The organism is Kitasatospora sp. NPDC057518, assembly GCF_042802075.1.
GTDB lineage: Bacteria > Actinomycetota > Actinomycetes > Streptomycetales > Streptomycetaceae > Kitasatospora.
Map to the genome: position 1 here is coordinate 1 of NZ_JBHVEU010000044.1, position 13,212 is coordinate 13,212.

The window sequence follows — 13,212 nt, forward strand, 5'->3', positions numbered from 1 at the left end:
CGGCTGCGCGATCTGGTGCGGCTGCTGCCGCCGCGGACGGTGGCTTGAAAGCGACCCTTGTGGGTAGTTGATCGGACGCATAGCGTGACGGCCTGCCGCATCGCGGTTCCTGCCAGCCCGATGAGAGAGGTGGCTTCGCCATGCCCGAAAACCTTGACTACGCCGAGCCGAGACCTCAAGGCGGGCTACCTCTGTTCTTGGCCAGCGCCCCGGCGTTCACGCCGGACGTGAAGGCCGTCCCTGGCTCGGAGGAGCGGAGCGCCGGAGTTCTCTGCGCCTCCGGGGCGAGGGTTAGGCGGTCGGGCGTTGCCGACTCTCGATGTAGTGGCGTACGACGGTGGGCGGCGCACCACCGCATGAGCCCGCGTAGTAGGAACCGGACCAGAAGCGGCCGCCCCACAGGTAGCGGCGGACGTGGCTGTCGTACTCCTGTCGGAGCCTTCGGGAACTGACGCCTTTTAGGCTGCTGACCAGTGTGGAGAGCTGGATCTCGGGCGGGTAGCGCAACAGCGGATGCACATGATCCTGTTCGTATCGAACTGCTTCGACTCGGCCTCGAAGTCCGCGCATACGTCCCGCATGATTTCTTCGTAGCGGGTCGGCGTGGCGTCCGGAAGGCCCTGCGCCGGCACTTCGTGACGAACCCAAGTGGACGTGCAGGCTGTGGACGACATGGCGGCCGGTGCGCACATCGGGGTTCGGATTCCAGCGCGGTGACATGAGCCAAAGCGCTACGGTGGGCATCGTGCAGCTTCGGTATGCCTTCCGCGTGTACCCGAGTGCCGGTCAGCGTGCTTCGCTGGCAAGGTCGTTCGGGTGTGCGCGGGTGGTCTTCAATGACGCGCTCCGCGTCCGTGAGGACGCCCGCGCCGCCGGGCTGCCGTTCGTCACGTCGGCCGAGCTGTCCAAGCGGCTGACGGCCTCGAAGAAGACCCCCGGGCGTGCCTGGCTCGGCGAGGTGTCCTCGGTGATCCTGCAGCAGTCCTTGCGGGACCTGGACACCGCGTACCGGAACTTCTTCGACGGCATCAGGGGCAAACGGCCGAAGGCCGGACCGCCCCGCTTCAAGTCCCGTAGGGACAGCCGGCAGGCGATCCGCTTCACCGCCAACGCCGGATGGAGGATCACCGACGGCGGGAAACTGCGTCTGCCGAAGATCGGTGATGTGCGGGTGAAGTGGTCGCGGGCGCTGCCGTCGGTGCCGTCCACGGTGACCGTGGTCCAGGACGCCGCCGGGCGGTACTTCGCCTCCTTCGTGGTCGAGACCGACCCGGCCGCCGACCGTGAGCGAATGCCCGCGGCCGACGCCACGGTCGGCATCGACCTCGGACTGGCCCACTTCGCCGTGCTCTCGGACGGCACGAAGATCGACAGCCCGAAGTTCCTGCGCCGCGCCGAGAAGAAGCTCAAGAAGGCGCAGCGGGTGCTCAGTCGCAAGGTGAAGGGGTCGAAGAACCGGGACAAGGCCCGGGTCAGGGTCGCCCGTGCGCACGCGCGGGTGGCCGACGCGCGGCGCGAGTTCCACCACCGGCTCTCCACCAGGTTGATCCGCGAGAACCAAGCGGTCGCCGTGGAGGACCTGGCGGTGAAGGGACTCGCCCGCACGCGCCTGGCCAAGTCCGTGCATGACGCCGGGTGGTCGGCGTTCGTGACCATGTTGGAGTACAAGGCCGTGCGGTACGGGCGTGCCTTCCACCGGACAGGCCGCTTCGAGCCGACCTCACAGGTGTGCTCGGACTGCGGCGTCAAGGACGGCCCCAAACCCCTCGGTGTCCGGGAGTGGACGTGCGGGGCGTGCGGGGCCGTCCTGGACCGGGACGTCAACGCGGCGGTCAACGTCGCCAAGGCCGCCGGACTGGCGGTATCGGCCTGTGGAGCGCAGGTGAGACCGGTATTCGTTCCGGCGCAGCGCGGTGAAGCAGGAACCCACCCGAAGCCGTACCGGGCAACGGTGCGACAGACGGGAATCACTCGCCTCTAGGCGGGTGAGGATGTCAACAGCGGTACATGGGCTGGTACGGGTACGACAACCCGAAGTTCCCGATCGTCACCCCGTAGCCACACCGTCCGGCCCTTCCGGTCCGACCCGTCGTGGGGGCGGGGCGCGGGAACGGAGGGGGTGCGGCCCCTCGCGCCGGTTCGGGCGCGTGGGGCCTCGCTGTGCGGGAGGTCGGGTGGGCCTCCTGTGTCGGGGGGAAGAGGCCGGAGCGGCCCCTCGGGCGGCCCGTTCGGCGTACGGTCGACGTATGGACGTACGTGCGCGACTGCTCTCGGTCAACGTCGGCAGGCCCCGGCCGAACCCGTGGAAGGAAGAGCTCGGTCTCACCGGCATCGACAAGCGCCCGGTGGACGGCCCGGTCGCGGTGGCCGCGCCGGGCCCCAAGGGGACGGGCGCCGTCGCCCTGGCCGGGGACCGGGTGTACGACGTGAAGAACCACGGCGGCGACGACCAGGCGGTGTACGCCTACGCCCGGGAGGACCTGGACGGCTGGCAGACGGAGCTCGGCCGGGACCTGGCCAACGGCTCCTTCGGCGAGAACCTGACCACCACCGGCCTGGACGTGAGCGGTGCTCTGATCGGGGAGCGCTGGCGGATCGGCCCGGACGTCGTCCTGGAGGTGTCCTGCTCGCGCATCCCCTGCGGGACCTTCCAGGGCTGGCTGGCGAGGAAGGGCTGGATTCGGCGCTTCACCGAGGCGGCCCTGCCCGGCGCCTACCTGCGGGTGGTCGCACCGGGCGAGCTGCGGGCGGGGGACGCGGTGGAGGTGGTGTACCGCCCGGACCACGACGTCACGGTGGCCCGGTCGTTCCGCGCGGTGACGACCGAACCGGAGCTGCTGCCGGGCCTGTTGGCGGCGGAGGCGCTCCCGGAGGAGATCAAGGAACTGGTGCGCCGGAGGGTCCGGGTGTAGGGCCGCTTCCTCTAACCCGCGTCAGCGGGGCACCGCCGGTGTCGGTGGGCGCGGCTAGCGTGGGCGCGCGTGGGCAGCTGGGCTGACACCGGGGGGATCGATGGAGAACGCGCCGGACCACGGCCGGACCGTGCGGAACGGTTCGCTGGCGATGATCGGCCTGGGGGTCCTGCTGTTCGTCCTCAGCCTGGTCTACCTGATACCGCACGACATGGGGGTCACGTCGGATCTGCGCAGCCGCGGCGTCCACGTCCCGGCGGTCGTCACCGAGTGCGTGGAGGTGAGCGGGCCGCAGGACAACCCGGCGGGCAACTCCGAGTGCCGGGTGCGGTTCACGACGGCCGAGGGTGCGTCGGTCGAGACCCGACTCGCCTACGTCACCGGCACCGTCAAGGCCCGTGACACCGTGACGGTGGTCTACGACCCCCGGCACACCGACACCGCCGCCCTCGCTTCGAGCATCGGCTTCTGGGACTCACTGGTCCGGAACGCGCTCGACGTGGTCGCGCTGGTCGCGTCGGTGGTCATGATCCTGGTGGGCCTCGCGGTCCACCTCGCGTACCGCTGGCTCACCCGGGCGCGCAGCCGGCCCGGGGTGATGTGACGCCCCCGTGTCCGGGGGCGGGACTGGCGGTGAGGGGCGCGGAGCGTGGGAAGTCGGGCGGGCCGACTTCTCGTGCGTCGGCGGTCAACGTGCTTGTGGTGCTTGTCGACACCTGGGCGGTGAGCGATCGGGCGCAGGCGTTACGGGGAGCCGGTGGCGGACTGGGTGGAGAGGGCGGCGGTAGCGAAGGAGCGGGTTCGTTCCGCGGCCTGGTCCAGGGGGACGTGCTGGTTGTTCGGCGGGTAGAAGTCGACCTCGCCGACCGCGCTGTAGTTCGCCCAGAAGCAGGTCGTCATCGGGAAGCCGTCGGCGACGTTCTGCCGGCACTTCATCACCATGGTCTTCGAGGAGTACGCCTTCGGCTCGCCGACGGGCGAGCGGCCGTAGTCCTGAATCAGCTTCATGGTGTGCTCGAAGGACTTGTCGAGCGCGCCCTGGGGGTCGTCGACCGTGGTGAAGAGGCTGGTCCTCGCCGTGAAGTGAGGCGCCGTCGCGCTGTGCGCCCCCTTGCTCAGCGTGATCCGGGGGTTCCCGAAGCACGACGTCGTGCCTTTGACCTCGTCCCCGCCATCCTTGAGGGCGGGGAGGTCGTCTACCCCGGCGACGAGCATGTCCAGGTCGCTGCCGAACTTGAAGCCGCCCTTGCCCTCGGAGCAGGTCAGTCCGTCCAGTTGGGGGACGACGACCCGCGAGTACCGCGTCCCGGTGTCGGGCCCGAGCTGCTCCGCCTTCGGCGCCGAGGCCGGCTTGCCGCCGTTCCCCTCGTTCGACCCACACCCTGCGACCAGCACGCCCAGAACCAGGGCCGCTGCCGGAATCCCCCACTTGCGCACCTGTGCGCCACCTTTCGTGCCCCCGTTGACGATCACCAGGGATCGTACGCGAGGCGCCGGGCATGTACCGGGCGTGGTGGGGGTGTTGGGGCCGGTGCACAGGAAGTCGGGCGGGCCGACTTCCTGTGCTGGAGTGGGTCAGGCGTGGTGGTCGAATTCGCCGGCCTGGGCGGCTCGGAGGAAGGCGGCGAAGGTGGTGGGGGTGGTGTGGAGGGTGAGGTGGCCCTCGTCGGACTCGCGGAGTTCGACTGCCCCGTTGGCCGTGCGGACCTCAATACAGTTGTCACTGGAACTGCTGTGGGAAGACTTCTGCCAGTTGCAGTTGGGCACGTCGGACTCCCGAGTTGGGCGGTCGATGGTACGCCCCGCGCTCGGGGAGGGCGCGGGGGCGTAGGGCGGGGGTCAGCGGCCGATGCGGGCGAAGGTGAAGGCGGTGGAGCCTTCGAGGACGGGGATGACCTCGATCCTGCTCTGCCGGCCGGGTTCGAGGACGGTCCACGAGGAGCCCTGGGGGGACTTGATCCGGTAGGTGTCCGGGACGCCGTCGACGGGGATCAGCTCCCACTCCGGGGCGTCGCCCTGGTCGAGGAGGAGCGAGACCAGCGGGCCGGCGGGCTGGAGGTCCTCCACGGCGGTCGGGGCGCCCTTGGCGTAGAGCCGGTAGTGGTTGTTGGGATAGGCCTCGACGATCCAGACGGCGTCCTGGTCGTCGGTGTTGGCGAAGACGGCTTTGGGGGAGAGGTCCAGGGCTTCGTGACGGGCGCGGCCGATCCGGGCGTCGCCGCTCTGGATGGTGTAGAGGCCGGACTCCAGCTGGGCCATGGCTGTCATTCCTTCGCGATGCGGGCGAGGTGCAGGACAGTTGTACGTGCTCGGAGGAAGACGGGGGAGGGGCCTCGACCTGCCGTCACCTGAACGAGCTACGCCCCCTCTCCCGGGGCGGGCGAGGGGGCGCGGATGGTGTGGAATGTCAGGCGTGGTGGTCGAATTCGCCGGCCCGGGTGGCTTGGAGGAGGGTGGCGAAGGCGGTGGGGGTGGTGCGGAGGATGAGATGGCCCTCGTCGGACTCGCGGAGTTCGACTGCCCCGTTGGCCGTACGGACTTCCACGCACAGCTCGCCGGAGCTACTGAAGGACGACTTCTGCCATTGATTCTGAGACATATCAGCCTTTCAAGTTCTTGAGCGTCTGCCGGATTAGGTCCTGGGAGTCCTCATCGCTGAGGGCGGCCTGCGCGATGTGGTCGAAGACCTGGCGATAGGACGCGAGCTCAGCCGGGTCATCGAGGTAGATCGGGTTGCGCGACAACTCCACCTCTACCGTGTCAAGCTCGGGGACCTCCCCGAACGAGTAGACGAGGTTCTCGAGCGGGCCTGGGTAGGTGTGAGTGGTGAAAGGAACGACGCGGATGCTCACATCATCTCTGAGGGAGTCATCTATCAGGGAGTGAAGCTGCTTCCGCAGCACATCGGTGCCCCCGAAGCGTGTGACGAGGCTGGACTCGTGGAGATAGACCTCCTGGGTCTTTCTTGGGTGCTGAAGGATCTTCCTCCTGCGCTCCAAGCGAAACTCGGTGCGCAGGTTGATTTCATCAGTGGAAAGGGGAGGGGTTCGCCGACTGAACACTCCTCGTGCGTAGTCCTCTGTCTGCAAGGGGCCCGGGATGATGGCAGATGTCCACGACCGGATGACGCCTGAAGCAAAGTCTTCGTGTTCGGCGGATTTGAGCAGAGCTTCAGGAAGGTGATCGCGATACTGATCCCACCAGGACTTTCTGCGTGAAGTGATGAGGCCACCAAGGGCGTTGATGAGTGGCAAGTTCTCGCATTTGCAGGCTTCGGCGATGCTCTGGATTCGGTCAGCGCTGGCACTGGTCTTTCCGTTCTCCATCTGCGTGATCTGGGGAGCGCTCACTCCGAGCATGTGGGCAAGTTGGTTGCCGCCGAGGCCGGCTTGCTCACGCATCCTCCGAAGCTCGGCGCCGATGCGGCGCTGACGGAGTGTTGGGTTCTGGCGACCAGGCATGAAGTCCTCTCAGATCATGTGGGCCCAGTGTGCCGCGCCGCCAGTCGATGGGGCCATCTGTCCCCCTAGAGAGGGAACTTTGACACATCGACCTAATCTTAGGTCGATACGCGCTATGGTCGATCTCACATCGGTCCGACGGATCGTCAGTAACGCCTGCTAGCAAGCACCGCAGAGCAGCCATGTCCTTCTCCACGGCCTGGCTCACGGCGACACATGTTCCGCCGGTTCCCCCTCACTCACGCCTCGGGAGAACTCCCATGCGTCACATCAACACCCCCACCATCGCCGTCGCGCGACAGACCCTCCGCAACACCATGACCCGCGTCGGCTGGTCCGCCTCGCCGATCTTCGACGCGCAGCTCGCGCTCTGCGAGCTCCTCGTCAACGCGTGGCGGCACACCGAAACCCCTGCGCCGCTGGTCGAGATCATCTCCGAGGGCGACGTCCTCCGGGTCTCCGTCACGGACGAGAGCCCCGTCCTGCCCTCCAGTCCGCCGCTGTCCCTGCTCGCCGAGTCCGGCCGGGGCCTCCAGCTCGTCGCCGCTCTCACCCACGGCTGGGGTGTCGACCCCCACGAGCGCGCCAAATCCGTCTGGTTCGAGCTGCGGAAGGGCGCCGTCTGATGATCTACCGCCCCGGCCGTCACCCGATGCTGCCGACCGACCCCCGGATCCGCTACTACACCGAGGACCACATCAGCGCCCTCCTGGACGAAGTCGTGGAGCGGGGGCGTGAGTTCGGCCTGATCTTCCCCTCGATCGGCACCGACCGGACCATGGACGGCCGCGTCCTCGTCCGCTTCAACACGGCGCCGGCCTCAACGCTCCTGAACCTCCTCACCCTGCTCCTCGACGCCGAGCGCAGGACCGCGTGCGATACCTGATCGGGACGGCCTTCGCCGTCCTCCTCGCCCTCGCGATCTTCACGGTCGCCCTGGGCATCGTCACCACCCTCCGCGCGGCCCCGCCGCCCGACGAGGACGTCTGACCCGCCAGCCCCCGCCGCCCGCGCGCCGGGGGCTGCGGCACGATGGACCCCATGCACAGCGACCACTACGCGCCGCCGACCACCCTCCTCGGCCTCCTCCAGCGCGGCCGGGGCCAGGGCGCGCGAATAGCCGCCGAGGATCCGGCGGCGGTCGCCGAACTCGTCCACGGCTGCATCCGCTGGGACTGGCGCTGGGACCGGCAGGTGGACGACCGACACCTCTACTTGGCCCGGCTGATCCTGGACCTGGAGCTCCCGGTCGCCCCGGTGGTGGACTTCCTGTCCGGTGACGAGGACACCCGGGACCGGGCCACCGGCGTGCTGGAGCTGCTGGCACTCGGCGGTTCGGAGGAAGCCCGGCGGGCGCTGCCGGACCGTATCTCCGAGGGGGACGGTCCGGCCCCGCGCCACCCCGCGAAACGCGTGGACCCGTACCCGGACCGGGACAACGCGGCTCTACTCGCCCTGCTGCGCGACCCGGGAGTCGCCGACGGTGCCAAGACGACCGCTCTCCTCGCGCTGTCGCTCCGGCCGCCAGAGCCCGAGCTGATCCCGCTGGTCCCCGCCCTCGCTGCCGCCGACGGCATCCGACCGCTGCCGCTGCTGGGCAAGGCCGTCGACCGGCTGGCCGGGCAGGCCGTGCCGGCGGCCCGGGAGTGGGCGGCTTCGGAGCAGGCGTGGCTCGCCGAGATCGGCTTCGGCGTGCTGGCCGCCCACGGTGACGAGAATGACGTGCCGAGCTTGATCGCCGAACTGGAGCGGCGGTGGGTGGACCGGTCCTGGTGCGGCCCGGACGATCTCGCGCGCGGTCTCGCCCGCTTCGGGCCGGAGGCCGCCGACGCGGTCTCCCTGCTGCGCCGTTTCTGGCTCTGGACCCCGCACTCGTACGAGCGTGCCGACTACCTGGAGGCGCTGGCGGCGATGGGGGCCGCCGGCATGGCCGAGGCGTACACCGAGTCGCTGTGGGACTGCGAAGCGCGAGCCCGGCTCCTCGCCGTCGAGCACGCCCCCGACCGGCCCGACGTACGCGACCGCCTGGCCCGTCTGCGGGACGATCCGATGGAGGAGCCGGAGGTCCGCGAGGCCGCCGGGGCGCGACTCGCCGGGCCGGCCTAGGCACCCTCGTCAGAGACCGGGAAGCCGTTCGAAGAGGGCTAGAGTGGACGCGTGAACGTGTGAGTGATGGCCCGGACCCCGCGAGGCGCTCCGGGCCACATCCATTTCCAGGGGAACCCCCTGTGACCTGCACGTTCGCCGGCCAGCCAGATCAGCACCAGAGCCTCCGGAGGCCCCGCCTTGAGCGACCAGCCGTTCGCGCATCTGCACGTCCACACCGAGTACTCGATGCTGGACGGTGCCGCCCGGCTGAAGCAGATGTTCAAGGAGGTCGAGCGCCTCGGTCAGACCCATGTGGCCATGACCGACCACGGCAACATGTACGGCGCCGCCGAGTTCCACCGGCAGGCGACCGACGCGGGCATCACGCCCGTCATCGGCATCGAGGCGTACGTCGCCCCGGAGTCCCGCTCGAACACCAAGCGCATCCTGTGGGGCCAGCCGCACCAGAAGCGGGACGACGTCTCCGCGTCCGGCGCGTACACCCACAAGACCATCTGGGCCCGGAACAAGGAGGGCCTGCACAACCTCTTCAAGCTGACCTCGCGCTCGTACTCCGAGGGCTGGCTGGTGAAGTGGCCCCGGATGGACAAGGAGCTGATCGCCGAGCTGTCCGGCGGCCTGATGGCCACCACCGGCTGCCCCTCCGGCGAGGTGCAGACCCGGCTGCGCCTGGGCCAGTTCGACGAGGCGCTGAAGTCCGCCGCCGACTACCAGGACATCTTCGGCAAGGAGAACTACTTCCTGGAGCTGATGGACCACGGCCTCGACATCGAGAAGCGGGTCCGCGACGGGCTGCTGGAGATCAGCAGGAAGCTGGACATCCCGCCGGTCGTCACCAACGACTCGCACTACACCACCGAGGCCGACGCCGGGGCGCACGACCTGCTGCTCTGCGTCCAGACCGGCAAGAACCTCTCGGACCCGGACCGCTTCCGCTTCGACGGCACCGGCTACTACATCAAGTCGGCCGCCGAGATGTACGCCCTCGACTCCTCGGACGCCTGGCAGGAGGGCTGCCGCAACAGCCAACTCCTCGTCGCCTCCCGGGTCGACACCGAGGGCATGTTCAAGTTCAAGAACCTCATGCCGCGCTTCCCGATCCCGGAGGGCTTCGAGTCCGAGGCGGACTTCTTCAAGTCCCAGGTGTGGAAGGGCATGGACTGGCGCTTCCCGAACGGGTACGACGAGGAGCACAAGAAGCTCGCCGAGTACGAGATGGACACCATCATCCAGATGGGGTTCCCGGCGTACTTCCTCGTGGTCGCCGACTTCATCATGTGGGCCAAGAGCCAGGGCATCGCGGTGGGCCCGGGCCGTGGTTCGGCGGCCGGTTCGCTGGTCGCGTACGCGATGGGCATCACCGACCTCGACCCGATCCCGCACGGCCTGATCTTCGAGCGCTTCCTCAACCCCGAGCGCATCTCGATGCCCGATGTCGACATCGACTTCGACGAGCGCCGGCGCGGTGACGTGATCCGCTACGTGACCGAGAAGTGGGGATCCGACAAGGTCGCCATGATCGTCACGTACGGCACCATCAAGGCGAAGGCCGCCATCAAGGACTCCTCGCGGGTCCTCGGCTACCCGTACGCGATGGGCGACCGGATCACCAAGGCGATGCCGCCGGACGTGATGGGCAAGGGCATCCCGCTCTCGGGCATCACCGACTCCTCGCACCCCCGCTACAGCGAGGCCGGCGAGATCCGCGGGCTGTACGAGAACGACCCGGACGTCCGGAAGGTCATCGACACCGCGCGCGGCATCGAGGGCCTGATCCGTCAGCCCGGCGTGCACGCCGCCGGCGTCATCATGTCCGCCGAGCCGCTGACCGACCACATCCCGGTCTGGACCCGGCACACCGACGGCGTCACCATCACGCAGTTCGACTATCCGACTTGTGAGGGCCTCGGCCTCCTCAAGATGGACTTCCTCGGCCTGCGCAACCTGACGATCATGGACGACGCCGTCAAGGCGATCGAGAAGAACAAGGGCGTCAAGATCAACCTGCTTGATCTGCCCCTGGACGACAAGCCGACCTACGAACTCCTCGCCCGCGGCGACACGCTCGGCGTCTTCCAGCTCGACGGCGGCCCCATGCGCTCGCTGCTGCGCCTGATGAAGCCCGACAACTTCGAGGACATCTCCGCCGTCCTGGCGCTGTACCGGCCCGGCCCGATGGGCGTCAACTCCCACACCAACTACGCGCTGCGCAAGAACGGCCAGCAGGAGATCACCCCGATCCACCCGGAGCTGGAGAAGCCCCTGGAGGAGGTGCTCCGGCCGACGTACGGCCTGATCGTCTACCAGGAGCAGGTGCAGAAGGCCGCGCAGATCCTGGCCGGCTACTCGCTCGGCCAGGCCGACCTGCTGCGCCGCGCCATGGGCAAGAAGAAGAAGGAGATCCTGGAGGCGGAGTTCGTCCCCTTCCAGAAGGGCTGCCGCGAGCGCGGCTACTCCGACGCGGCCATCCAGGCCGTGTGGGACGTCCTCGTCCCCTTCTCCGGCTACGCGTTCAACAAAGCGCACACCGCCGGCTACGGGCTGGTCTCGTACTGGACCGCCTACCTCAAGGCCAACTACCCGGCCGAGTACATGTCCGGGCTGCTCACCTCCGTCAAGGACGACAAGGACAAGTCCGCGGTCTACCTCAACGAGTGCCGAAAGATGGGCATCCAGGTGCTGCCGCCGGACGTCAACGAGTCGGACTCGGACTTCACCCCGCACGGTGACACCCTGGTCCGGTTCGGCCTGACCGCCATCCGCAACGTCGGCGGGCCGGTCGTCGACTCGATGATCCGGACCCGGAAGGCGAAGGGGAAGTTCGCGTCCTTCCCCGACTTCCTGGACAAGGTGGAGTCGGTGGTCTGCAACAAGCGGACCGTCGAATCGCTGATCAAGGCCGGCGCCTTCGACTCGCTCGGCCACACCCGCAAGGGCCTGAGCGCCCAGTTCGAGCCGATGATCGACAACGTCGTCGACGTGAAGCGCAAGCAGGCGGTCGGACAGTACGACCTCTTCGGCGGCGACACCGCCTCCGAGGAGCCGAGCTTCGGACTGGACGTCGTCTTCTCCGAGGAGGAGTGGGAGAAGTCCTTCCTGCTCACCCAGGAGCGGGAGATGCTCGGCCTCTACGTCTCCTCGCACCCGCTGCACGGCATCGAGCACGTGCTCGCCGACAAGGCGGACTGCGCGGTGGCCGACCTCGCGGAGCGGCCGGACGGGACGATCGTCACCATCGGCGGCATCATCTCGGGCCTCCAGCGGAAGATGACCAAGCAGGGCAACGCCTGGGCGATCGCGACCGTCGAGGACCTGGCCGGCTCCATCGACTGCATGTTCTTCCCGGCCAGCTACCAGCTGGTCTCCTCGCAGCTGGCCGAGGACGCCGTCGTCTTCGTGCGCGGCAAGCTGGACAAGCGGGAGGACGTGCCGCGGCTGATGGGGATGGAGCTGTCCGTCCCCGACCTGTCGAACGCGCACGCCGAGGCGCCGATCACCATCCTCATCCCGAGCGCGAAGGTCACCCCGCCGCTGGTGGCCCGGCTCGGCGAGGTGCTCGGGAGCCACCGGGGCACCACCGAGGTGCGGGTGCGGCTGGAGGGCCGCGACAAGACCACGGTGCTGCGGCTCGACCGGCACCGGGTGAAGTCCGACCCGGCGCTGTTCGGGGACCTGAAGCAGCTGCTCGGGCCGAGCTGCCTGGCGGGCTAGGACGGAGACGGAAGGCCCGGGGCGTTCGCTGCGGCGGACACCCGGGCCTTTCGCGTACGGGGGAGGGGCCCGTCTCAGGTGCCGCCGCCGAGGCCCGGGGGGACCGCCGTGTGCAGCGCCGAGACGAAGGCGGAGATGGCCGGGTGGGAGCCGGCGCCGGCGCGGAACGCGGCCCGGGTGCGGCGGTACATCGGCAGGCGGGTGAGGACGACGCCGGGCGGGAGGCCGGCCGTGCCCAGCTGGGGGACCAGGGCGACGCCCTGGCCGGCCGCCACCAGGGCCAGCACGGTGGTGAAGTCGTCGATCTGGTGCCGGATGCGGGGCGCGAAGCCCGCCGCCTCGCAGGCGCGGACGGCCATGGTGTGGCAGAGCGTGCCGGGCGAGGACATGATCCACGGCGCGCCGCGCTGCTCGGCGACGGTGCCGGGGACGCGGGCGGCCAGGTACATGGGCTCGGTGAAGACCGGGCGGGTCACCGCGAGGCCCGGCTCCGGGTCGGTCGGGACGAGGTCGTACTCGTGCACCAGCGCCACGTCCAGCTCGCCCGCCCGCAGCGCCGCGCCGACGGCCGCCGGGTCCACCTCGGTGACCATCGGCTCCAGCCCCGGGTGCCAGCCGGCCAGCTCCGCGAGCACCGCCGGGATGATCGCCCGGGCCGCCGAGGGGTAGGTGCCGATCCGCAGCGGACCGGCCAACCCCCGCTTGGCGTGGGCGAGTTCGGCACCGGCCTGCTCCAGCAGGGCGAGCACCGCCTCGGCGTGCCGGACGAGGTTGCGCCCCGCCGGGGTGAGGGTGACCCGCCGCCCGGTGCGCTCCAGCAGCGGGACGCCCGCCTCCTTCTCCAGGACGGACAGCTGCTGGGACACCGCCGAGGGGCTGAAGGAGAGCGCCTCGGCGACGGCCGCGATGGTGCCGAGGTGGGCGAGTTCGCGCAGCAGGCGCAGGCGTCGGACGTCCAGCATCCGTCCAGGCTAGCCGAGCATCGGCTGAGCTTACGAGAAGCGTCGGAAATGTGAACT

13 protein-coding genes and 1 pseudogene are annotated in these 13,212 nt (G+C 69.3%); 7 read left to right on the plus strand and 7 right to left on the minus strand.

Annotation, left to right across the window (positions count from 1 at the left end; all coding sequences use genetic code 11):
* Positions 1 to 291: 291 nt before the first annotated feature.
* A pseudogene (tnpA, locus tag ACFU7Z_RS07090) lies at positions 292 to 720 on the minus strand (IS200/IS605 family transposase).
* A gap of 25 nt (positions 721 to 745) precedes the next feature.
* Between tnpA and ACFU7Z_RS07095 the strand changes: the two are divergent.
* The 3 genes from ACFU7Z_RS07095 (at position 746) to ACFU7Z_RS07105 (ending at position 3,516) form a co-directional block, all read left to right on the plus strand.
* Positions 746 to 1,981 carry an RNA-guided endonuclease InsQ/TnpB family protein gene (locus ACFU7Z_RS07095; protein WP_380776785.1) on the plus strand — a complete coding sequence of 412 codons (1,236 nt, stop codon included), beginning with the start codon at positions 746 to 748 and terminating at the stop codon, positions 1,979 to 1,981.
* Positions 1,982 to 2,246: 265 nt separating this feature from the next.
* The gene (locus ACFU7Z_RS07100; protein WP_380776752.1) at positions 2,247 to 2,912 is read left to right on the plus strand and encodes an MOSC domain-containing protein; all 666 of its coding nucleotides are present in this window, start codon (positions 2,247 to 2,249) and stop codon (positions 2,910 to 2,912) included.
* 100 nt (positions 2,913 to 3,012) lie between these two features.
* On the plus strand, positions 3,013 to 3,516 hold the full coding sequence (locus ACFU7Z_RS07105) for a DUF3592 domain-containing protein (protein ID WP_380776754.1): 504 nt from the start codon (positions 3,013 to 3,015) through the stop codon (positions 3,514 to 3,516).
* A 140-nt stretch (positions 3,517 to 3,656) separates the two neighbouring features.
* On the opposite strand, the gene ACFU7Z_RS07110 is transcribed toward ACFU7Z_RS07105, so the two are convergent.
* From ACFU7Z_RS07110 to ACFU7Z_RS07130, 5 genes are all read right to left on the minus strand, one after another.
* Positions 3,657 to 4,349 (minus strand): hypothetical protein, encoded by a 693-nt coding sequence (locus ACFU7Z_RS07110; RefSeq protein ID WP_380776756.1) that lies wholly within the window; start codon positions 4,347 to 4,349, stop codon positions 3,657 to 3,659.
* 138 nt (positions 4,350 to 4,487) lie between these two features.
* The gene (locus tag ACFU7Z_RS07115) at positions 4,488 to 4,679 is read right to left on the minus strand and encodes a DUF397 domain-containing protein (protein WP_380776758.1); all 192 of its coding nucleotides are present in this window, start codon (positions 4,677 to 4,679) and stop codon (positions 4,488 to 4,490) included.
* A 72-nt stretch (positions 4,680 to 4,751) separates the two neighbouring features.
* Positions 4,752 to 5,171: an I66 family serine proteinase inhibitor gene (locus ACFU7Z_RS07120; protein WP_380776760.1), complete on the minus strand. Its 420-nt coding sequence runs from the start codon at positions 5,169 to 5,171 to the stop codon at positions 4,752 to 4,754.
* A 148-nt stretch (positions 5,172 to 5,319) separates the two neighbouring features.
* Positions 5,320 to 5,511: a DUF397 domain-containing protein gene (locus tag ACFU7Z_RS07125; protein ID WP_380776761.1), complete on the minus strand. Its 192-nt coding sequence runs from the start codon at positions 5,509 to 5,511 to the stop codon at positions 5,320 to 5,322.
* A gap of 1 nt (position 5,512) precedes the next feature.
* On the minus strand, positions 5,513 to 6,373 hold the full coding sequence (locus tag ACFU7Z_RS07130; protein WP_380776762.1) for a helix-turn-helix domain-containing protein: 861 nt from the start codon (positions 6,371 to 6,373) through the stop codon (positions 5,513 to 5,515).
* A gap of 260 nt (positions 6,374 to 6,633) precedes the next feature.
* On the opposite strand from ACFU7Z_RS07130, the gene ACFU7Z_RS07135 reads away from it, so the two are divergent.
* The 4 genes from ACFU7Z_RS07135 to dnaE all read left to right on the plus strand — a co-directional run bounded on the left by ACFU7Z_RS07135 (position 6,634) and on the right by dnaE (position 12,193).
* Positions 6,634 to 6,999 carry an ATP-binding protein gene (locus tag ACFU7Z_RS07135; protein WP_074005366.1) on the plus strand — a complete coding sequence of 122 codons (366 nt, stop codon included), beginning with the start codon at positions 6,634 to 6,636 and terminating at the stop codon, positions 6,997 to 6,999.
* The gene (locus tag ACFU7Z_RS07140) at positions 6,999 to 7,259 is read left to right on the plus strand and encodes a hypothetical protein (RefSeq protein ID WP_375873987.1); all 261 of its coding nucleotides are present in this window, start codon (positions 6,999 to 7,001) and stop codon (positions 7,257 to 7,259) included. Before ACFU7Z_RS07135 ends, ACFU7Z_RS07140 begins: the two co-directional genes overlap by 1 nt.
* 155 nt (positions 7,260 to 7,414) lie before the next feature.
* Positions 7,415 to 8,479: a hypothetical protein gene (locus ACFU7Z_RS07145; RefSeq protein ID WP_380776764.1), complete on the plus strand. Its 1,065-nt coding sequence runs from the start codon at positions 7,415 to 7,417 to the stop codon at positions 8,477 to 8,479.
* Positions 8,480 to 8,659: 180 nt separating this feature from the next.
* Positions 8,660 to 12,193 carry a DNA polymerase III subunit alpha gene (dnaE, locus tag ACFU7Z_RS07150; RefSeq protein WP_049649549.1) on the plus strand — a complete coding sequence of 1,178 codons (3,534 nt, stop codon included), beginning with the start codon at positions 8,660 to 8,662 and terminating at the stop codon, positions 12,191 to 12,193.
* Positions 12,194 to 12,267: 74 nt separating this feature from the next.
* On the opposite strand, the gene ACFU7Z_RS07155 is transcribed toward dnaE, so the two are convergent.
* The gene (locus ACFU7Z_RS07155) at positions 12,268 to 13,155 is read right to left on the minus strand and encodes a LysR family transcriptional regulator (RefSeq protein ID WP_049649550.1); all 888 of its coding nucleotides are present in this window, start codon (positions 13,153 to 13,155) and stop codon (positions 12,268 to 12,270) included.
* Positions 13,156 to 13,212: the final 57 nt, after the last annotated feature.

Bases quoted from the DNA above. Each gene is read 5' to 3' on its own strand.
- ACFU7Z_RS07100 (WP_380776752.1), top strand. From the start codon at position 2,247: ATGGACGTACGTGCGCGACTGCTCTCGGTCAACGTCGGCAGGCCCCGG.
- ACFU7Z_RS07105 (WP_380776754.1), top strand. From the start codon at position 3,013: ATGGAGAACGCGCCGGACCACGGCCGGACCGTGCGGAACGGTTCGCTG.
- ACFU7Z_RS07120 (WP_380776760.1), bottom strand. From the start codon at position 5,171: ATGGCCCAGCTGGAGTCCGGCCTCTACACCATCCAGAGCGGCGACGCC.
- ACFU7Z_RS07125 (WP_380776761.1), bottom strand. From the start codon at position 5,511: ATGTCTCAGAATCAATGGCAGAAGTCGTCCTTCAGTAGCTCCGGCGAG.
- ACFU7Z_RS07130 (WP_380776762.1), bottom strand. From the start codon at position 6,373: ATGCCTGGTCGCCAGAACCCAACACTCCGTCAGCGCCGCATCGGCGCC.
- ACFU7Z_RS07135 (WP_074005366.1), top strand. From the start codon at position 6,634: ATGCGTCACATCAACACCCCCACCATCGCCGTCGCGCGACAGACCCTC.
- ACFU7Z_RS07140 (WP_375873987.1), top strand. From the start codon at position 6,999: ATGATCTACCGCCCCGGCCGTCACCCGATGCTGCCGACCGACCCCCGG.
- ACFU7Z_RS07145 (WP_380776764.1), top strand. From the start codon at position 7,415: ATGCACAGCGACCACTACGCGCCGCCGACCACCCTCCTCGGCCTCCTC.
- ACFU7Z_RS07155 (WP_049649550.1), bottom strand. From the start codon at position 13,155: ATGCTGGACGTCCGACGCCTGCGCCTGCTGCGCGAACTCGCCCACCTC.